This window comes from Stenotrophomonas sp. KH_036_B, from assembly GCF_057839485.1.
The window spans coordinates 2309796-2328554 of sequence record NZ_CM174491.1; the positions used below are offsets into that span (position 1 = coordinate 2309796).

The 18759-nt window shown below is 66.4% G+C and carries 17 protein-coding genes and 1 pseudogene; 7 read left to right on the forward strand and 11 right to left on the reverse strand.

Going from position 1 to position 18759, the window contains the following annotated elements:
- Positions 1-335 precede the first annotated feature (335 nt).
- The 6 genes and pseudogenes from AC3ITN_RS10380 to AC3ITN_RS10405 all read right to left on the reverse strand — a co-directional run bounded on the left by AC3ITN_RS10380 (position 336) and on the right by AC3ITN_RS10405 (position 2603).
- Entirely contained in the window at positions 336-647 is a 312-nt protein-coding gene (locus tag AC3ITN_RS10380) for a hypothetical protein (RefSeq protein WP_313341350.1), read from the reverse strand.
- Positions 648-718: 71 nt separating this feature from the next.
- A complete protein-coding gene (locus AC3ITN_RS10385) occupies positions 719-973 on the reverse strand; it encodes a hypothetical protein (protein ID WP_313341347.1) in 255 nt (84 codons plus the stop codon).
- Between the two features lie 104 nt (positions 974-1077).
- The gene (locus AC3ITN_RS10390) at positions 1078-1416 is read right to left on the reverse strand and encodes a hypothetical protein (RefSeq protein ID WP_313341344.1); all 339 of its coding nucleotides are present in this window, start codon (positions 1414-1416) and stop codon (positions 1078-1080) included.
- A 232-nt stretch (positions 1417-1648) separates the two neighbouring features.
- A pseudogene (locus tag AC3ITN_RS10395) lies at positions 1649-1864 on the reverse strand (IS3 family transposase); the annotation flags it as partial.
- On the reverse strand, positions 1813-2091 hold the full coding sequence (locus AC3ITN_RS10400; protein WP_489390419.1) for a transposase: 279 nt from the start codon (positions 2089-2091) through the stop codon (positions 1813-1815). The pseudogene AC3ITN_RS10395 and the gene AC3ITN_RS10400, both read right to left, overlap by 52 nt.
- Before the next feature lie 47 nt (positions 2092-2138).
- The gene (locus AC3ITN_RS10405) at positions 2139-2603 is read right to left on the reverse strand and encodes a hypothetical protein (protein ID WP_489390420.1); all 465 of its coding nucleotides are present in this window, start codon (positions 2601-2603) and stop codon (positions 2139-2141) included.
- 288 nt (positions 2604-2891) lie between these two features.
- On the opposite strand from AC3ITN_RS10405, the gene AC3ITN_RS10410 reads away from it, so the two are divergent.
- The 4 genes from AC3ITN_RS10410 (at position 2892) to AC3ITN_RS10425 (ending at position 6125) form a co-directional block, all read left to right on the forward strand.
- The gene (locus AC3ITN_RS10410; protein ID WP_489390421.1) at positions 2892-4040 is read left to right on the forward strand and encodes an SPFH domain-containing protein; all 1149 of its coding nucleotides are present in this window, start codon (positions 2892-2894) and stop codon (positions 4038-4040) included.
- Positions 4041-4058: 18 nt separating this feature from the next.
- Positions 4059-5393 (forward strand): TFIIB-type zinc ribbon-containing protein, encoded by a 1335-nt coding sequence (locus AC3ITN_RS10415; RefSeq protein WP_313341332.1) that lies wholly within the window; start codon positions 4059-4061, stop codon positions 5391-5393.
- A complete protein-coding gene (locus tag AC3ITN_RS10420; protein WP_313341329.1) occupies positions 5390-5641 on the forward strand; it encodes a hypothetical protein in 252 nt (83 codons plus the stop codon). The genes AC3ITN_RS10415 and AC3ITN_RS10420 overlap by 4 nt, the downstream gene beginning before the upstream one ends.
- A 73-nt stretch (positions 5642-5714) precedes the next feature.
- Positions 5715-6125: a hypothetical protein gene (locus AC3ITN_RS10425; RefSeq protein WP_489390422.1), complete on the forward strand. Its 411-nt coding sequence runs from the start codon at positions 5715-5717 to the stop codon at positions 6123-6125.
- A 22-nt stretch (positions 6126-6147) separates the two neighbouring features.
- Here AC3ITN_RS10425 and AC3ITN_RS10430 read toward each other — a convergent pair whose 3' ends face one another.
- The 5 genes from AC3ITN_RS10430 to AC3ITN_RS10450 all read right to left on the reverse strand — a co-directional run bounded on the left by AC3ITN_RS10430 (position 6148) and on the right by AC3ITN_RS10450 (position 14506).
- Complete coding sequence (locus tag AC3ITN_RS10430; RefSeq protein WP_313341323.1) at positions 6148-6534, reverse strand: DUF1622 domain-containing protein; 387 nt, start codon at positions 6532-6534, stop codon at positions 6148-6150.
- Positions 6535-6703: 169 nt separating this feature from the next.
- Positions 6704-9052, reverse strand: coding sequence for a winged helix-turn-helix domain-containing protein (locus AC3ITN_RS10435; RefSeq protein WP_489390423.1), 2349 nt, complete (start codon positions 9050-9052; stop codon positions 6704-6706).
- 65 nt (positions 9053-9117) lie between these two features.
- The gene (locus AC3ITN_RS10440; protein ID WP_489390424.1) at positions 9118-9507 is read right to left on the reverse strand and encodes a hypothetical protein; all 390 of its coding nucleotides are present in this window, start codon (positions 9505-9507) and stop codon (positions 9118-9120) included.
- Positions 9508-11280 (reverse strand): S8 family peptidase, encoded by a 1773-nt coding sequence (locus tag AC3ITN_RS10445; RefSeq protein ID WP_489390425.1) that lies wholly within the window; start codon positions 11278-11280, stop codon positions 9508-9510.
- 79 nt (positions 11281-11359) lie between these two features.
- The gene (locus AC3ITN_RS10450; RefSeq protein ID WP_489390426.1) at positions 11360-14506 is read right to left on the reverse strand and encodes a YadA-like family protein; all 3147 of its coding nucleotides are present in this window, start codon (positions 14504-14506) and stop codon (positions 11360-11362) included.
- Positions 14507-14798: 292 nt separating this feature from the next.
- Here AC3ITN_RS10450 and AC3ITN_RS10455 point away from each other — a divergent pair, with 292 nt between their 5' ends.
- From AC3ITN_RS10455 to AC3ITN_RS10465, 3 genes are read left to right on the forward strand one after another with little or no spacing between them, the layout of a single operon-like run.
- Positions 14799-15353: a (2Fe-2S)-binding protein gene (locus tag AC3ITN_RS10455; protein ID WP_489390427.1), complete on the forward strand. Its 555-nt coding sequence runs from the start codon at positions 14799-14801 to the stop codon at positions 15351-15353.
- Positions 15326-16396 (forward strand): FAD binding domain-containing protein, encoded by a 1071-nt coding sequence (locus AC3ITN_RS10460; protein ID WP_489390428.1) that lies wholly within the window; start codon positions 15326-15328, stop codon positions 16394-16396. The genes AC3ITN_RS10455 and AC3ITN_RS10460 overlap by 28 nt, the downstream gene beginning before the upstream one ends.
- Positions 16393-18678 (forward strand): xanthine dehydrogenase family protein molybdopterin-binding subunit, encoded by a 2286-nt coding sequence (locus tag AC3ITN_RS10465; protein ID WP_489390429.1) that lies wholly within the window; start codon positions 16393-16395, stop codon positions 18676-18678. Before AC3ITN_RS10460 ends, AC3ITN_RS10465 begins: the two co-directional genes overlap by 4 nt.
- The last annotated feature ends 81 nt before the right edge of the window (positions 18679-18759 follow it).

An 18759-nucleotide genomic window follows, 5' to 3' on the forward strand; every position in this document is an offset into this window, starting at 1 on the left:
GCCAATGGACGGACAGTCAACGGGCGCACCCTCGGCATCACCCGACCAAGTCGGATCTGGTGGCACTCTCGACATTGAGGATGTTCTGTTCAACAAACTCTCGGGCAGCACTTTTCGAGTCGAACCATTCGATGTGAGCGTCATCATCCCAAAGTGCACATTTCGGCCAGAAGTACAGCGCGGATTCCTCATGTCAGTCGCAAGTGCGGGAATCGACTGCGGAAGTGAGACGCCATGGTCCAGCTCACGAATCGCTTCGTCGATACGGCCTGCACCACCGGCCTGTAGCGCGGGCTTGATCTGCTGCCAGTGAGCCTTCTCTTCAAGCATATTTTCTATGCGCATCGAAGCTTGCGAACTTTGACTAGCTCTTCCAGGTAAACCTTTTTTACATAGCATAAAAGGAAGTGTGCGGAGTTCACGTCAATCGCGCCATATCCACTCTTGTTGATGGCCGGAAGCATTTCAACACTGCCCTGTTCCGCAAGACCAATAGCAACGTCAAGCGCACCAATCACCTCTTCGTGGTAGGACGGATCAATTACAGTCAACTCCGCGACTTGGTTCAACGCCACATCCAGCGGCTCTTGATTGATAGCGCCTGCAAAAAGATCTTCCAATGCTTCCTGCCATGGAGTGGCATTCATTCTCGCGATTTCCGGTAAGGAACATGGGTGCCAGCAACCGCGCGCCGCAGGCTGGAATCCTTCATCAAATCCTACGCCTTTGACAGCCCGGACACATCCACTGACGCTGCTCCAGTTATTGCATTCACAGTGGTGCGAGCAATGACGCGGGCGTCTTTTCTAAGCTCACCTGGCACATAGAGCACAAAGACACGATCATCACCTTCAAAGAGAGTTGTCAACACCAGCGAGCCGCGAATTTCATCAGGAATAACGTATCCCTCAAGCTCTTTCTGCGTCAGACGTCGCGCGATCTCACGCAGCTCATCGACATGAATGGTCTTCATCTAGCTTTGCCCTGGGGTCGTAGCCACGTTCTTCCAATCAGCCTGCCAAGAAGGCTCACGACGCTTCAGACGTCAGCAAGGCGTTTCGATGAAGCTCTGCAACGTTAGACCTGGGCGGTACTCAACCAATCACCCTGCAGAACAATATCATCGCCTTTACCGGCAAGCCTAACTATTGCCGTGATTCCATGGTTGAGCTGCTGGAGCTTCTGCCTCATGACCTCGATGCTCTCAACTGACAAGCAAACGCTTCTGACGTTTACCGGGGAAGACAGCGGCCTTTCCATACGAACGTCTTCAATTGTACGCGGAATCACATAAGCAACATGAAAAACGTCACCAAGCGAAATAGATCCACCCGAGTTCACATATCCGACGTAATTTCTCCCACCATCTCTAGCCAGCAAAATTGTATCTACAAAAAACACGACACCTCTGTCCACGTCAATCTTCCTGCTTTGCACGTCGCATGAACTCGGCAATCTGCTGAGCTGTCATCTTGGGCGCGGCCTCATTAAGCACGGTGGAGTCACTCCTGAGTACGACACTGTGTGGCAGCGGGTGCACTCCCATGTCCGCAAGTATAAGTCTCGCGCGGTCAACCGGCGCAAATCCGCTTGCCCCATTGATGAACCCCGCAGCATCGCCCTGGACCGGCCAGACTTCCGTAGACATTCATGAGCCGCTTTGCACGTAGCGCCGTTCAAACTCTACAGGGGCCAGGTTGCCATCGGAACCATGGCGTCGGATTGAGTTGTGAAACATCTCGATGTATTTGAATACATCCGAGCGTGCCTCGGCCCGCGTCGGGTAGATCCGTCGCTTGATCCGCTCTTTCTTCAGTGCACTGAAAAAGCTCTCAGCCACCACGTTGTCATGGCAATTTCCGCGCACCTCGGCTGAGTCCTTGTGCGTGCGCAACATCGACCCCTCGGGTGTGCCCGCCAAGGTTTCGCTCTTGGCCTTGTAGACCAATGGTAAAGGCTGTGGGATGAAACCCCCAGCCGCTTGGCAACCTCGGCTACAGCAAAGCCCCTTTGGGCAACCTGCTTGGCCGCTTCGGCCTTGAACTCATCCGTGTACTGCTTGCTCGCCATAGACCTCTCTCTCGCTACCATTGATTAGGGCTCTGAGATGTCTACGAAATCCTGGCCGGTCCACAACATCAAGCACGAACGTCACCATTGAGCGCAACCTCAAACTTCCTTCCAGACATTGCCTCCATGCCGTGCGCAGAAATCTCTGCCTTGAAGAAGTTCCAGTGATTCAAAATGGTGGAAAGTTGCGCGCGGGAAAACTGGGGCGGCTCTCCGCCCACGTCGAGTTCGGGGTAGATATCATTTGTAAAACAAGCAAACCCTGGGTTCGCAACGGGTGGGTCAAGCCAGATCGCGACTACGTTGCAACCCCAATTCGCCTGCCCCGTGACCGAAGCCTCGCGCCCCGGATCGTCCATCGTGCGGAGCAATTGGGCCACTTCCTCAAACAGCTCATGATCAAGATCTAAAATCAACAGGAGAACCGTCAGATTCACTGCACGGCAATAGCTTTCATCCGGCCCTACACAATAGTAAGTACTCCGGAAAAAACCCGGTGCATGCTCATAGGCTGAAGCGATCAACGTAGTCATGGTTTGTTCTCAGGATAGCCACGCCATTTCAGAACACTGCTGTCATCCGGCTCGAAGAACCGAAAGCTTACGCCGTCAGACAACCCGACGAGAATGATGGGCTGACCGGCGGCGCGCCGGACAAGGTCAGCCCCCCTTCAGGGGGACATCCCAGGCACCGGCAACGGTTTAGCCCCGCATCCGTCCTTCCCCCTGCCGGAAACGTCCATCCCCGGGTCGTGGCGCGCTGCTATAGTTCTACCATCGTGGCGGGCGTGGTGCCCGTCCTTGGATCACAGGGAGCGGGTCATGGGTCTTATTCAAGCGGTGAAGGGTGCAGTCGGCGGCGTGCTGGCCGACCAGTGGAAGGACTTCTACACCGTGCCGGCCGGGCTGCCGTCCACCGCGGCGCTGTTCGCGGCCGTGCCGCAGGGCACCAACGCCGGGCGCGGGTCCAACACCAGCGGCTCGTCCAACATCATCACCAACGGCTCGAAGATCGTCGTACCGGAAGGCTACGGGCTGCTGCTGTTCCAGGACGGCGCGATCACCGGCTTCGTGGCCGAGCCGGGTGGCTACGAGTGGCGCTCGGATGACCTCAACTCGCAGTCGATCTTCGCCGGCGACGGCATCGTCACCCCGCTGATCAAGCAGAGCTGGGAGCGTTTCAAGTTCGGCGGCCAGCCGGGTGGGCAGCAGGCGGCCTTCTTCGTCTCGCTGAAGGAACTGCCGGACAACCGCTTCGGTACGCAGTCCGAAATCTACTGGGACGATGGCTTCCTCAATACGCAGGTCGGCGCGATCACGCGCGGCTCGTACACGCTGAAGATCGTCGACCCGATCCTGTTCGTGAAGAACTTCGTGCCGGCTGCGTACCTGCAGCCGGGCAAGGTGTTCGACTTCACCGACATGGACAACGCCGCGGCCAGCCAGCTGTTCAACGAAGTGGTGGGTTCGCTGGCGCCGGCCTTCAGCCTGTATACCAACGATCCGGGCAAGGGCAACCGCATCACCAAGCTGCAGCAGGATTCGCTGGGCTTTGCCCAGAGTCTTTCCGCGGCGGTTGAGCAGGGTTACCAGTGGAAGTCGGACCGTGGCCTGGCCATCGTCAAGACCGCCATCGTCTCGATCGAGTACGACGCTAATACCCGCGAACTGCTCAAGACCGTGCAGCGCGCCGATGCGCTGTCCGGCGGCCGTGGCAACTCCAACCTGCAGGCCAGCGTGGCCCAGGGCATCCAGTCCGCCGGCGAGAACGGCGGTGCGGCGGGCCTGGTCGGCGTGGGCATGGCGTCGGGCATGTTCGGTGCCGGCAACCTGCAGCAGCCGGTCGCCCCGGCGGCGCCTGCGGCGGACGATACGGTGGCCAAGCTGACCAAGGCCAAGGAGATGCTGGACCTCGGCCTGATCACCCAGGACGACTACAACGCGCTCAAGGCCAAGGCACTGGGTTTGTAAGGCGGACGCACGATAACCATGTCCGACCCCAGAACCCCGCCCCCGTTGCCCGGGGGTCCGCCGCCGTTGCCGGGCGCCGTTACCGGCCCCGGCTCGCCGCGCGATGTCCCGCCCCTGCCGGGCAGCTTTCCGCTGGATCCGGCCACCCTGCCCGACCCGATCCGTGCCGAGATCGAGGCGCCCGATCCGGTCGCCCTCGATACCAGTGCCGAGGAACTCAAGGACGGCCTGAACCGCTGTCCGAAATGCGGCTCCACCGACGTGCGCCTGAAGATCGGCACCGATGTGCTGGTCTGCCAGTTCTGCCGTCACGAATGGCATGGCGCGCTGGTCGAGGACGAATTCGGCCTGGGCGCCGGTATCGACCAGCTGCGCGGTACGGTCATCGCCTCCGGCGCACGCGACATCCAGGCCGACACCGCCAGCCTGATGAGCTTCAAGTGCACCGGCTGCGGCGCGGAAGTCACCATCAACACCGAAACCACCATGACCGCACGCTGCCATTGGTGCCGCCATGTGTTCGGGGTCAACGAGCAGGTCGCCAACGGCGCCGTGCCGGATGCGGTGCTGCCGTTCCGGATCGCCAAGGATGACGCCGTTGCGCGCATCCGCCAGTTCGTGGACAAGCGCCGGATGTTCGCGCTGAAGGCGTTCAAGGACCAGTTCACGCCCGAGAACGTCGTGGGCGTCTACATGCCGTACATGATCGTGGACAGCAACGTCAGCGCCAGTGTGTCCGGCAAGGGCGAGATCAAGACGGGCGAGTACACGCGCGGAGAGGGCGACAAGAAGAAGACCTACTACGACGCCGATGTGTACCAGGTGGAGCGCGGGGTGGACTTCACGGTGGACGACCTGCCGCTGGAATCGTCCGCCGAGCGTGGCAATCTCGATACGAAGACCAACACCAACAACATCATCAACACGATCCTGCCGTTCGATACCAAGAACGCGCTGAAGTGGAACGCGTCGTACCTGCTGGGCTTCACCTCGGAGAAGCGCACGCTGGACGTGGAGAAGATGCGGCCGCGCCTGGAAGACCAGCTGCTGTCCATCGCCCGCGCCCAGGTCGAGGGCTCGGTGCGCCGCTACGACCGTGGCGTGCGCTGGGAGCAGGAGCGCGTGGACGTGCACGGCACGCGCTGGGTGTCCATGTACCTGCCGGTATGGCTGTACTCGTACCACCAGCCCGGCCGCAACGGCGGCATGCTGCACTACATCGCGGTCAACGGCCGCACCGGTGAAACCATGGGCAGCGTGCCGGTGCAGCAGTGGAAGCTGCTGCTGGCCGCGCTCACCACCGGCACGATCGTTGAAGCCCTCACCCTCTGGTTCCTGGTAGCGGCCTCATGAGCGACGAAAGTGGACTCTGGTTGCTGTTGGCTGGCCCTGCCAGCGCAACGGCCTTGTACTGGGCGCTGTACCGGTACTACCGCAATACCGACAAGTCGCACGCCTTCGAGCGTGAGACCACCGTCGAGGCCAAGCCCATCACCGGCTCGGACCACCTCGTGGATACCAACAACGGCACGCAGGAGACGCGGATCCGCGGGGACAACGTGCGCGAGTATCGGCGCCGGGTGACACGAAACAGCGGATGAGCCCGCGCCCTCCGATCCGGCCGCGCGACGTGGCCCACCGACACCGCCCCTTCCCTACCTTGTGTGATCCCTCATGAAGAAGCTTGTTTTTCTCGCCGTTCTGCTCGGCCCCCTGTCCCTGATGACGGCCTGCTCCGGCGGTGTCGGCGGTGTCGGCGGTGCCGCTGCCACAGACGAAACCGCACAGTTGAATGATCCGAGGGTCGGCGACCTGTACGCCGCGGAGCTGTCCGAACTGGCCGAGTTCCAGGTCCCGGGCGAGAAGGCCTACGGACTGCTGAAGGTCATCAAGGTCGAGGCGGACACCGTCACCATCGTCACCGACAGCAGCGCCTGGGATGACACGATCTCCGCCAAGCGCGAGCTGCGTGGCGACCTCAAGGAAGTCGTCTGGGATACCGACGACGAGATCGTGCTGGCCCGTTCCCAGCTGCTGGACATGCGTCGCAAGGACGTCATCTTCGGCGTTCGACGCGGCGGCTGACCGCCTGCCCGGCACGTGGCGGTTACTCTTCGCGGCGTATGCCGCCACGTTCCGGCGGCCGTTTCCACGGCCAGAATCCTTCCACCTCCAGCACCACCGACCAGCTCAGGAAGGTGCGGATGATGACCAGCAGCCCCAGCGAGAGAATCGCATTCAGGGTGCTGTCCAGCGCCACCGTGCGGACGATGTCGGCCGCCACCAGGATCTCCAGGCCGAGCAGCAGGGCGCGCCCCAGCCGCCGCCGGTAGCGTTCGTAGCTGTCGGCACGGTCCTGGTGATGCACCGCCAGCGCCACGACGTAGACCGCAGTGGACACCAGGATCGTGGCCACGATCAGAGCGATCGCCAGCAGTTCGATGCCCAGGGCCGACCATTCGACCCATTGGATGGCGGAAGCTTGGCTGGGCATGACGCGGGTCCCACGAGCGCTGCTCGGGCAGCAGTAGGAACAGGGTGGTGGCGTGCTGTCGGCGCAGCCAGCGTTGAACTACGCAAACCGGCTCAGTAAATTTACGTGATGCCGCAGCCAGGGGCTTCCCGCGCACTGAGCGGGCCCTGCAGATGCGTCGCGTGTGGCATCACAGCAGCGGCTCCACCGCGAGCATGCGCTGCCCTCGCAGGGCCTGCACCTGGGTGAATGCATGACGGGCCATGTCGGTATCGCCGCGGCGGTTGTAAAGCGTCCAGGCCAGCCAGGCCACGCGGTAGTCGGCGCTGGCGTAGCCGTCCAGTTCACCCAGCACTGCAGTGGCGTCCTGTATCTGCCTCGCATCCAGCAGCACCAGTGCGCGCAGCACGTTGGCGCGGACCCGGTCGTTCGGGCTGCCTTCGCGGTCGGCGACGGCGAGCGCTTCGTTGGCCAGAGGCAATGCGGAACCGGCGTTGCCGAAGCGGCGCTCGACCACGGCGGCGGCAAATGCAGCGGCCGCTGGATCGGTCGCGGTCTCGGCGCTCGGCGCTGCCTGCTCCGGTACCGACAGCTTCAGCCAGCTGCGTGCGACCAGGGCAGCGCCAGCGGCCTGCACCGGAATGGTGACGCCGTTGAAATCGGGCGATTGCGCGGAGGCCGGCACCTGCTTCGCCAGCCGGGCGGCATTGCCGCGGTCTCCACGGCTCAATGCCACTGCCATCTGCAACGTGCCCGTGCTGCGCTCGCCCGGCGCGGGAGGCAGTGCCTTCAGCGCCGTGGCCGCGGTATCCAGCTTGCCATTGGCGATCGCGACCCGAGCCTGCGTCGCCCTCACCACGCCGATGAGCGTGGTGTCCTCGATCCTGGCCAGCAGGCCGGCGGCCCGTTCGATGCGGGTGCTGGCTTCGGCGGGCTGCACCAGTTCCAGGTAGGCCTCGGATTCGGCGGCCAGTGTGGCGGCGAGGTAGTCGTGCACCTGGAAGCGCTCGAATACCGCATTGGCGCTTTCAAATTCCTGTATCGCCTGGGGCCAGTGATTGCGGATGCCCTCGATCCGGCCGAGGTTGGAGCCGACCATCGCCGCCGATACCATGTCGCCACTGCGTCGCATGGCGATGCGTGCCATGCCGAGGTCGCTCACTGCGCCCTCCAGGTCATTGAGCTTGATCCGCGCCACACCGCGACCGTTGTAGGCGTTGCCGAGCAGCGCCGTATCACCGCTCCCGGTGCTGGTGTCGGCAAGCACCTCCAGCGCATCGGTGTAGCTGCGCTGTGCCTCGGCCGGCCGTGACTGGCGCAGCGCCACCGAACCCAGGCCCATCAGCGCCTTGGCACGGACGCGTGGTTCGGCAGGCGGCTGATGGTCCAGCCCGCGCGCGAACAGCGCCTGGGCCGCGTCCATGCGGCCGGCCCGATACTCCAGCTGCCCCTCGCGAACCAGCATGGGCGGCTCGTCGCGCGCCCCGGGCGGTGCGCCCAGGATCTGCTCGCGCGCCGCCTCCAGCTGCCCGGCATCGAGTTCGGCGTCAATGCGCTGCAGGCGTTCCTGCAGCGGCGTAGGCGCGGCTACCTGCACCGGCGCGCGGTGCACGCGGCGCAACCAGGTATCGGTGGCAACCGCCATCGCCTGCAGCGGCGTGTCGCCCTGGGCTTCCACGCTGGTGTCGGAGCTGCCATCAAGCGAGCGCAGCCTTACGCGCCAGTGTGGCCCCGCGCGCTCCGCCACCGGTACCAGCAGCCAGTGCGCACCGCTGCGCGCGAGCAGCGCGTCGAGGTCGCCGCCCTCCCCCGTTGCTGCGCTGAGATGCAGCGTCTGTTCGGTCGGCGTGACGCTGAGGGACGCGGCGCGCAAGCGGTCGGCGGCGTACTCCATGGCGCCCAGCCGCACCCAGCTGTATTCCGCTTGGCTCCCCTCCACGGTCACGGGCAGCACGATGACGCTGGCGTCGGCCAGTATCGGTCGCACCGGCGGTGGCCGCGTAACGACATGCATGAATACGCCACCGCCGACGACGAGCAGGGCCAGCGTGCCCAGCATGGCGGCCAGGCGCCATCGCGTTCGGCGCGCTGGCGGCGGTGCACGGTCGATCTTCGGCTCGGCGAACGCCACAGGCGTGGTCGGCGCGATGGCAGGCACCACGACGGCTTCAGCGGAAACGTATGCGGTGGAGAGCTCGGCAGCACCATCGACATCGACGCTGATCGCTTCGGTAGGCGCCACCCAGCGGTAGCCGAATCCGGCCACGGTACGGATCATGGTCTGGCGGTCGCCGGCATCATCCAGCGCTTTGCGGGCGCGCCGCATGGTCTGGGTGATCACGGTATCGCTGACATCGGCGCGACCCCAGACCGCCGACACCAGTTCGTCGCGGCCAACCGCGCGTTCACGGTTGACCACCAGGTAGGCCAGGCACTCCAGCGATTTCAACGGCAACGCCAGGCGTTCACCGGAGCGGCTCAGCTCACGCAATGCAGGATCGAGCTGGAAGTCGCCGAATCGGTACCGGGTAACGCGCATGTGCCGGGCCTGTCTCATGGCTCCTGGTGGACTTCGCATCCTACGACACGCCCACCCTGCATGGTTCAGTCGGTGCGCACGCGGAACGTGAATTGTCGCACCGGCCCTTCCGGCATCTCCTGCCTGCATTCAAAACGAAGGATGGAATGGCCCGACCTTGCGATTCGGAACAGCCAGGGATCGGTCGCGCGCAGGCGCGTCGGCTCCTGTTCCAGCTCCAGCACACCCGCGCCTGAATCCTGCAGCCAGCAGCGGTAGCCGCTGGCCGAATGCGCCGGCAGCTGCACCGCGAGCCATTGCCCGCGATGCAGCCGCACGTCACGTCCATCGTCGCCGGCGTGCAGCACAACGCGGTCCGGCGCGGGCAGAGGGTCCGCCGGACCCTCCGTCACGCGCCAGGCCGTGAACGCCAGCAGCGCGAGCCCCAGCACACCGCTGGCAACCTGTCCCTTCAATCAGTTCACCTTGATCAGCAGCCGCTCACCGGTGGTGTCCTGGGTCGCGGTGACCGCCAGGTAATAGTGGCCCTGCGCCGGACTGGTCACGCTGATGGCCTGGTTGACGCCTGGTCGCGCAGAGCTGCCGGCATTCTGGTTCGGCAGCGGGTCGGCCTCATAGCCGAGCAGCAGCTGGACTTCGCCACGACCGCCGTACGTGGTGATGTCGATCCGGCTCTTGCCCGGGGCCACGTCGATCACATACAGCTCGCGCTGGCCGGCGGCCATCGCGGGGAGCAGCATTGCCGTCCCCGGGCTGGTCGGAATGCCGTCGATGGGCTGCCCAAAGCTGCGGGCACGCTCCACCGCTGCGGCGGCATCCAGCAGGCCACTGCCATTGGCCTGGCTCTGCTTGACCGGGAATGCGCGCGAGGTGGCCTTGAGCAGTCCCTCCAGCTGCGACGGCGTCAGCGGCTGCGCCGCCACGCTCTGCATCAGCGCCGCCACGCCAGCCACATGCGGAGTGGCCATCGAGGTGCCGGTGTAGCCGCCGTAGGTGTCGCCGACCGGCACCGTGGTGCCACTGTTGACGGTCGACCAGACGTAGCCATTGGGCGATCCCTCGGTACCCGCCCCACCCGGTGCGGCCAGGTCGATGCCCGCACCATAATTGGAGTAGCTGGCGCGCTGCCCCGAATAGCCGGTGGCGCCGACGGTGACCACGTTGGCGCAGCTCGCCGGCGCATGGCCTGCCACCGGCGCGTTGTCGTTGCCCGCCGCCACCACCACCAGCGTGCCCAGACTCACCGCGGTGTTGATCGCGGCCTGCGTGTCGCTGTCGCAGTCGTGTGCGCCGCCCAGGCTCATGTTGATCACTTCTGCCGGCGTGGTGTTGTCCGGCACGCCGTCGATGTGGCCACCGGCGGCCCAAACGATGGCGTCATTGATATCCGAGGTGTAGCCACCGCAGCGCCCCAGCACGCGCACCGGCAGCACCTTGGCGTTGTAGGCAATGCCGGCGCCGCCGAGGCCGTTGTTGGTGACTTCGGCGATCGTGCCTGATACGTGGCTGCCGTGCCAGCTGCTGTTGCTTGCGGACGCGCCGGCGCCGCATTCGTTGGCGGCGCTGTAGTCACCGATGTCCCAGCCACCGGCAACGCGCTCGTCGGTATCGCGGTGCGAGACGAACGCGTCGGAGATGAAGTCGTAGCCCGGCAGCAGGTTGGCTTCCAGATCGGCATGGTGGGTGGCACCGGTGTCGATCACCGCCACCACCACGCCTGCCCCGGTCGCACCGGCGTCCCACGCGGTGGTGACGCGGGCGCCGCCAGCGCCGGTGCCGTACTGCCACATCTGGTGCGATGACAGCATCGGGTCATTCGGCACTGCAGCCGCATGCATGAGAGGGTCCACGGCGACCGATTCGACGTTCGGGTCGGCGGCGATGGCCCGCATCAGCGCTTCGGCCTGGCTGCGGTCCAGCCGCTGCGAGGCGCGCACCACGTGGCGACCACCGAAGGTTGCGCGCAGCGTGTTGACGCGGATGTCGGCACGGCCTTGCTGGCCGGCGATGCTGGCGCCCATCAGCGGACGCGCCCGGTGGGTCGCTGCGTCCAGCGAGCGCTGACGCGCCGCTGGCTGCAGGCGTTCGGCACTGCCGGATTTATAGGTGACGATGAAGCGCGGCGACAGCGTGGCGTCGTCGAGCGAGCGCAGGTCGACGCTGCCGGCGAAGGCCGGTGCGCAGGCGCCGGCGATGAGCAGGCTGAGAACAGTGCGACGGAAAGTCATGACGGAATTCCTGGATGCAGGGAAATGGCGGTGCCCGTGCGGGGCACCGCGTGTTGGAGGGGATCGTGCTGAAGGACGGTCAGAGGTCGACGCCGAAGCCGATGCCGGCAGAGCGGTCATCGCTGCTGAAGGCACCGCCGATGCTCATCGAGACGCGTTCGCCAATCGCCTTGGAGTAGCCGACCGACAGCGCGCTTTCGCCGTTCTGCCAGCCCACGCCGGCCGCCACGCGACCGCGCGGACTGCGCGAATTGGCGGCATTGATGGCCATGTTCATCATCGCGCTGCCCATCGCACCCTGGCGATCCAGGCGCTTGTCCTGCTGGTTCAGGCGTTGGTTCACGTCGTCGCGCAGGCCGCTGAAGCTGTCGTTGAGGCCCTGCAACTGCGTGTCGGTGTAGGCATTGGCGCGGCCCAGGGTCTGGGTGGCGGTGCTGTCGGTGTAGCTGTTGGCCGAGGCCAGCGTGGTGGCATCGCCCTGCTCCACCTGGCCGACGTTGGCCGCATCGGTGGCGGCGGTGCCGGCCGCGACCTGGGTGATACGACGCTGCTGGGTGGCATTGCCCACTGAGACGGTGTTGGCCTGGTCGGCGACCGCGCCCTGGCCCAACGCAACGGCGTTGCTGGCACTGGCGTGGCTGTCGGCGCCGAGCGCGACCGCGTTGTCGGCGCTGGCGTCCACCAGGGCGTTGCTGCCCACGGCCACGCTGTTGGCAGCGGCCACGCGCGCGCCGTTGCCGACCGCGGTGTCGTTGGGATCGGTGGCGTTGGAGCCCGTGCCGACAGCCAGGCCGCTGCCGGTGCCCGTCGGGGTACCGCCGCCGACCGGCGGTGCGGTGCCACCTGCGGTCTCCAGCGACGCCACCCGGCTGCTCAGGCCGGTGAACGCCGCATCGATGGCGTCGAACGTGCTGCCCACGTTGCCGTAGCCGCCGCCCTGGAAGCTGAAGCCGGGCGCGGTGATGCCCGACGCGCCCACACGGCTGCCACCGCCGAGCGCGGTGGCCACCGTGTCGAGCTGGGCGCCCAGCGTGCCGCCCACGTCGGCAACCACGGCATCGAGCTGGCCCTTGTTCACCGCGTCGGTGGCGTCGCTGCCATTGGCCACGTTGACCACGCGGCGTTCCGCGCCGACGCTGCCGACCGAAACCACATTGGCGGCATCGGCGCTGGAGTTCGTGCCGATGGCCACGCTGTTGCTTCCAAAGACCGTGGCGCCGCTGCCGAGTGCCACCCCGCCCGCGGTTTCGACCACCGCGTAGCTGCCGATGGCCACCGCGTCGGTCTCGCCGGCATAGCTGTTGTAGCCGCTGGCGATGCTGCCGCCGCCGAGGGCGAACGCGTTGGTGCCGGCGGCCAGCGAAGACTCACCCGCTGCATAGGCATGGTTGCCCAGCGCGGTGGCCTGCGCGGCGGTGGCCTGGCTGCCATCGCCGAGGGCGGCGCTGCTGTCGGCCACGGCCATGGCAGTGTTGCCCACGGCAGTGGCACCGACACCCGTGGCCTGGGCCGCGCTGCCCATGGCCAGCGCAGCCGTTTCAGTGGCCACCGCAGCGGTGCCGACTGCAACCGCATTGCTGGTTTCGCCGCCTACGCCCGGTGCGGTTTTCGCGTCCTGGCCGAAGGCGATGTTGCCGGTCCCGGTGTATCCATCGGCATAAGCGTTCTCGCCGATGGCGATGTTGCGGTGCCAGGTAGCCGTGGCCTGGTCGCCCAGCGCAATGCTGGCCACGCCGTACGCGACGGATTGGGTGCCGATGGCAATCGCATCGGCATCGGCGGCACTGGACTCGCGACCGATCGCGACGCTGGAACGGCCGGCAGCCTGGGCGAAGAACCCACCGGCGAACGAGCCGGACACCACGGTGGGGTCGGTGCTGTCGTAGTTGCGGATGATGCTGCTCGGGCCCGGGTTCTCGGTATCGCGGTCGCCGGTGGCCGCCGCGGCGCCTACGGCGGTGCCGTAATTGCCGAAGGAATACGTGCCGCTGCCGAGCGCCGTCGATCCGAGGCTGGTGGCGAAGGCCTTGCCGTAGGCGTTGCTGATCCCACCGGGACCGCGCGGGGTGCCGCCGAACGCCTGGGCCCAGTCCAGCCAGCCACCGATCGCGACCGAGCCGACGCCGAGGCTGTAGGACATGTAGCCCATTGCGGTGGAGTATGGGTTGTAGGCGATGGTGCTGTAGCCGACCGCGGTGCCGGGGCCACGGATGGTCTGGGCGGCAGCGCCGATCACCGTCGAATTCTGGTCGCCCTGCCAGTTGGGGTTGAACTGGGTGTACAGATAGTCCCCGCCGGTACCCGCACCTGCGCCGATCACCACATTGTTGTTGCCACGCGAGCGTGCGCCGTTGCCGATGGCAATGGAGTTCACCGCCGACTCGGCGGTGGTGCCCGAGAAGTTGGACCAGGAACCGGCAAACGTGCCGCCGCTCTTGTTGCCTTCGACGATGGCACCGTTGCCCAGAGCGATGGAGCCATCGCCGTTGACCGACGCGCCGTTGCCGATGGCCATGGAGTTCTTCGCCGGGCCTTCGGTCAGGGTTTCGACCTTGGTGATCACGGCGGTGCCGGCGTCCTCACTGAAGCCGACGCTGCCATTGATCGAGCGGACCTTGGCACCCGTGCCCATGGCGATCGAATCGCTGCCATTGGCGCTCGCGTCCGTCCCCACCGCGATGGAATTCTGGCTGCTGCCGGCGACCGTGGTGGCCTGGGTGGTGGAGGTCGAGGCCTGGCTGCCAGGCGGGGTGTAGGTGGTGGTCCTGCTGGTGGTCGAACCCGCATGCACCGCGCCGGCCTGGTTGCCGATGGCAATGCTGCCGTCCGTCGCGCTGAGTGCACGTACGCCAATGGCGGTGCTGGCGGCACCCTGCGCCTGGGCGGCGGCGCCGAGCGCGGTCGCGTTGTCACCCTTGGCCCAGGTGATCTCGTCGGCGTCGACCAGGCCGTCCCCGTCCAGATCCGTCCACCCGCCGATGGCGGTGGCATGCGCACCGTCGGCAGTCGCGTCGGCACCCAGCGCGGTGGCGCCCTCGCCGACCGCCGCGGCGTCCGTTCCGCAGGCCAGGGCGTTGTCGCCCGGCGCGGTGCTGTCGATGGTCACTGGCGTGCCGCTGTCGTCGACCCGTTGGCAGTGTGTTCCGGCGTAGGCCGGCAGCGCGAGAATGGAGAGCAGCGCGGCGGTCAACGATGTGCGGGGAAAGGCGCGGGAAATCGGCGGCATGGTCGGGCTCTGGGTTGGGAAGCCCCTAGGTCGCCGGATCCGCGCCGGGTTGTCGTGACACCGGCATGACAGCGTGTTGCTCCCGCGCCGCCAACGGGTGACATTCATGACACGCCGCTGACATCCCCTGCTGCCACAAGGGATGTCATACGCAGGGCGCGCATTCATGTTGAACAGCAAGGTCCCGCTCAGCGACCCGGAATCGGTCCTTCGCGCGCAGTGCACGTTCCCGGCACCCTGATTAGACAGTCAATGACCCAGTCTCGGAACATACGCCCCAGCCGGAACTGCCATGAGCGAGTCTGTTGCATCCCCACGCCCACGCGTGCTCTACCCGCTCAGCCTGGTCATCAATGGCGTCGACCATGCATTGCAGGTGGAATCCACGGTCAGCCTGCTCGACCTGCTGCGTGAACGCCTTCAGCTGACGGGCACCAAGAAGGGCTGCGATCACGGCCAATGCGGTGCCTGCACGGTGCTGGTGGACGGGCGGCGCATCAACAGCTGCCTCACCTTGGCGGTCATGCAGGACGGTGCGCAGGTGCAGACCATCGAGGGATTCGCGGACGGCGATACCCTGCATCCGCTGCAACAGGCCTTCATCGCCTGCGACGCATTGCAATGCGGCTACTGCACGCCGGGCCAGATCTGTTCGGCACAGGGCTTGATCAACGAGGGCAAGGCCTGCAGCCGCGACCAGGTACGCGAGCTGATGAGCGGCAACGTGTGCCGCTGCGGCGCCTATCCCCAGATCACCGACGCGGTGATGTCCGTGCTGGCCACCGACCACGACCTGCGCGGCGATGCCGCCACCGACGATTGGGTGCCAGGCACGGTGCCCGCATGATTCCCGCCACCTACCAGCGCCCCGACGCCATTGCCCACGCGCTGCAGGCACTTGCCGGCGCCATGGGCAGCAACGCCACCCGCCCCATCGCAGGCGGCACCAACCTGCTGGACCTGATGAAGCTGCAGCTGATGACGCCCACTGCCTTGGTGGACGTCAGCCGGCTGCCACTGGACGCGATCGAGGTGCGTGAGGACGGCGGGTTGCGCCTGGGCGCGACCGCGCGTAATGCCGATACCGCCTGGCACCCCCGCGTGGAACGGGACTACCCGCTGCTCTCGGCGGCCATGCTGGCGGCCGCCTCGCCGCAGATCCGCAACATGGCGACCAACGGCGGCAACCTGCTGCAGCGCACGCGCTGCACGTATTTCTACGACCGTGCCACGCCGTGCAACAAGCGCGAACCGGGTAGCGGCTGCTCGGCCATCGGCGGCCTCACCCGCCACCACGCCATCCTGGGCGCCAGCGAGCACTGCATCGCCACGCATCCGTCCGACATGTGCGTGGCGCTGGCCGCGCTGGACGCGGTGGTGCACGTGGCCAGTGTGCGCGGCGAACGCGCGATTCCGTTCGCGGACTTCCATCGCCTGCCAGGCGACGCGCCGGAGGTGGATACGGCGCTGGCGGCCGATGAACTGATCCTGCGGATCGAACTGCCGCCTGCCACGCACTTTGCCGCGCACAGCGCGTACCTCAAGGTGCGCGAGCGTCTGTCCTACGCCTTCGCGCTGGTGTCGGTCGCCGCCGCGCTGGACATCGGGCCGGACGGGGTCATCCGCGCTGCCCGTCTGGCGCTGGGCAGCGTGGCGCACAAACCCTGGCGACGCCCCGCTGCCGAAGCGCTGCTGGTGGGCGCACGCCCAGGGGCGGTGGCATTCGAAGCGGCCGCGGACGCGCTGCTGCAGGGAGCCGTCCCGCAGGGAGAGAACGCCTTCAAGATCCCCCTGGCCCGGCGCACGCTGATCCGCGCGCTTGAGGTGGCAACGCAAGGCACCGTGGACAACCAGGGCAGCACGCGCCCGCATCCGGAGACGCTGGCATGAACCTTCCCACGGCCCTGCAGCCGCCCGTCGCTCCGGCCGGTACCGGGCACGTCCCGACCGGCACCGGCACCCCGCGCATTGATGGCCATGCCAAGGTCACCGGCCAGGCCCGCTATGCCGCCGAATGGCCGGCGCCGGACCTGGCCTATGGCGTGGCCGTCAACAGCACGATCGCCAAAGGCCGCATCCTCGGCTTCAGCCTGGAGGCGGCGCATGCGGTGCCCGGCGTGCTGCGCATCATCACCCATCTCAACCGACCGCACATGCGCCGCGCCGGTCTGTTCTACAAGGACATGACGGCACCAGCCGGCAGTCCGTTCCGGCCCCTGTACGACGACACCGTGCTGTACAGCGGCCAGCCGGTGGCGCTGGTGCTGGCCGAGACCTTCGAGGCCGCGCGCGAGGCGGCCGGGCGCGTCGAGGTCCACTATGCAGTGGAGGAACACGACACGAATATGCTGGCGGCGATGGCGCGCGCCCGCCCGCCGAAGAAGATGAAGGCCGGCTTTTCATCCCCTCCCAAGGACAAAGGACATCCTGAGCAGGCCTTCGCGCAGGCCCCCGTCCAGATCACGGCCGACTTCCACCATGGGGTCGAGCATCACAACCCGATGGAGCTGTTCGCCAGCACGGTGATCCGGGGCGAGGATGGCCATCTCACCGTCTATGACAAGACCCAGGGCTCGCAGAACAGCCGCTGGTACGTCTCGCATGTGTTCGGCCTGCCCAAGCGCAGGGTCACGGTGCGCAACCCCTACGTCGGCGGCGCATTCGGCGCGGGCCTGCGCCCGCAGTACCAGTTGCCGCTGGCCGTGATGGGCACGCTGGCACTCGATCGCTCGGTCCGGGTGGTGATGACACGGCAGCAGATGTTCACCTTCGGCCACCGCGCCGAGACCGCACAGCGGGTGAAGCTGGCCGCCGACGCCGACGGCACCCTGCGTGCGATCTGGCACGAGGCGGTGGGCGAGACATCGCGCATCGAGGACTACGTGGAAGTGGTGGTCAACTGGAGCGGGCAGCTGTACACCTGCGACAACGTCCACCTGGGCTACAAGGTGGTGGACCTGGACCAGTACACCCCCATCGACATGCGTGCCCCGGGCGCCGCCCACGGCGTGCACGCGCTGGAAGTGGCCATGGACGAGCTGGCCGCCGAGCTCGGCATGGATCCGCTCGCGTTACGGCTGAAGAACTACGCCGAGGTCAATCCCGCCGATGGCAAGCCCTACTCGAGCAAGGCGCTGCGCGACTGCTATGCGCAGGGCGCGGAGCGCTTCGGCTGGGCCCGCCGTCCGCTGCAGCCGCGGGCGCGTCGCGAAGGTACCGAATGGGTGGGCTGGGGCATGGCCACCGGGCAGTGGGACGCCATGCAGATGTTCGCCCGGGCGCGGGCCGTGCTGCATGCCGACGGTCGGCTGGTGGTGAGCAGCGCCGCCAGCGATATCGGCACCGGCACCTATACCGTGATGAGCATGATCGCGGCCGAGGCGCTGGGCCTGCCGCTGGAGCAGGTGAGCTTCCAGCTCGGCGATTCCACCCTGCCGGTGGCCCCGATCGAAGGCGGCTCGTCGCATGTGAGCACCGTCGGTTCGGCGGTGGACGGCGCCTGCACCAAGCTGCGGCGTCGCCTGCTGGCGCTGGCCCGCCTCGCGCCCGGCACCGCGTTCTCGCGGGCGCGGCTGGAGGACGTGGTCTTCCGTGATGGCAGCCTCGCGCTGCGCGGCGATCCTGCCAGCGCGGTGGCCTTGACCACGCTGCTTGGCACGGCCGGGCACGACAGCGTCGAGGCCAGCTACCTGCTGCTGCCGAACGTGCTGGAGCAGCGCCGCTACACCCGCGCCACCCACAGCGCGGTGTTCGTCGAAGTACGCGTGGACGAGGAACTCGGCACGGTGCGGGTGATGCGGGTGGTCAGCGCGATCGCCGCCGGGCGCATCCTCAACCCGACCACCGCGCGCAGCCAGATCATCGGCGGCGTGGTGTGGGGCATTGGTGCGGCCCTGCATGAGCACACCGAAGCGGACCATCGTTTCGGTCGCTTCATGAACCGCGATCTGGCCCAGTACCACGTGTCCGTGAATGCCGACATCCATGACGTGGACGTGCTGTTCGTCGAGGAAGACGACCGGGTGGTCAGCAGCCTGGGCGCGAAAGGCGTCGGCGAGATCGGCCTGGTGGGCGTCTCGGCGGCGATCAGCAATGCGATCTTCCATGCCACCGGCAAGCGCGTCCGCAGTACGCCGATCACACCGGACAAGGTGATGCGCGACGCGTCGTGAAATGACGATCACATCCAGATCGCCAGACTGTCGTATCTGAAGCCTCCAGCCCGCACGCCCACCGCGCACCTGCACGGTGGG

Excerpts from the sequence above, each read along its gene's own strand:
- AC3ITN_RS10450 (WP_489390426.1), bottom strand. The coding sequence starts at position 14,506 with ATGCCGCCGATTTCCCGCGCCTTTCCCCGCACATCGTTGACCGCCGCG.
- AC3ITN_RS10455 (WP_489390427.1), top strand. The coding sequence starts at position 14,799 with ATGAGCGAGTCTGTTGCATCCCCACGCCCACGCGTGCTCTACCCGCTC.
- AC3ITN_RS10410 (WP_489390421.1), top strand. The coding sequence starts at position 2,892 with ATGGGTCTTATTCAAGCGGTGAAGGGTGCAGTCGGCGGCGTGCTGGCC.
- AC3ITN_RS10380 (WP_313341350.1), bottom strand. The coding sequence starts at position 647 with ATGAATGCCACTCCATGGCAGGAAGCATTGGAAGATCTTTTTGCAGGC.
- AC3ITN_RS10435 (WP_489390423.1), bottom strand. The coding sequence starts at position 9,052 with ATGCGCGTTACCCGGTACCGATTCGGCGACTTCCAGCTCGATCCTGCA.
- AC3ITN_RS10465 (WP_489390429.1), top strand. The coding sequence starts at position 16,393 with ATGAACCTTCCCACGGCCCTGCAGCCGCCCGTCGCTCCGGCCGGTACC.
- AC3ITN_RS10385 (WP_313341347.1), bottom strand. The coding sequence starts at position 973 with ATGAAGACCATTCATGTCGATGAGCTGCGTGAGATCGCGCGACGTCTG.
- AC3ITN_RS10420 (WP_313341329.1), top strand. The coding sequence starts at position 5,390 with ATGAGCGACGAAAGTGGACTCTGGTTGCTGTTGGCTGGCCCTGCCAGC.
- AC3ITN_RS10430 (WP_313341323.1), bottom strand. The coding sequence starts at position 6,534 with ATGCCCAGCCAAGCTTCCGCCATCCAATGGGTCGAATGGTCGGCCCTG.
- AC3ITN_RS10445 (WP_489390425.1), bottom strand. The coding sequence starts at position 11,280 with ATGACTTTCCGTCGCACTGTTCTCAGCCTGCTCATCGCCGGCGCCTGC.
- AC3ITN_RS10405 (WP_489390420.1), bottom strand. The coding sequence starts at position 2,603 with ATGACTACGTTGATCGCTTCAGCCTATGAGCATGCACCGGGTTTTTTC.
- AC3ITN_RS10415 (WP_313341332.1), top strand. The coding sequence starts at position 4,059 with ATGTCCGACCCCAGAACCCCGCCCCCGTTGCCCGGGGGTCCGCCGCCG.
- AC3ITN_RS10425 (WP_489390422.1), top strand. The coding sequence starts at position 5,715 with ATGAAGAAGCTTGTTTTTCTCGCCGTTCTGCTCGGCCCCCTGTCCCTG.
- AC3ITN_RS10400 (WP_489390419.1), bottom strand. The coding sequence starts at position 2,091 with ATGGTAGCGAGAGAGAGGTCTATGGCGAGCAAGCAGTACACGGATGAG.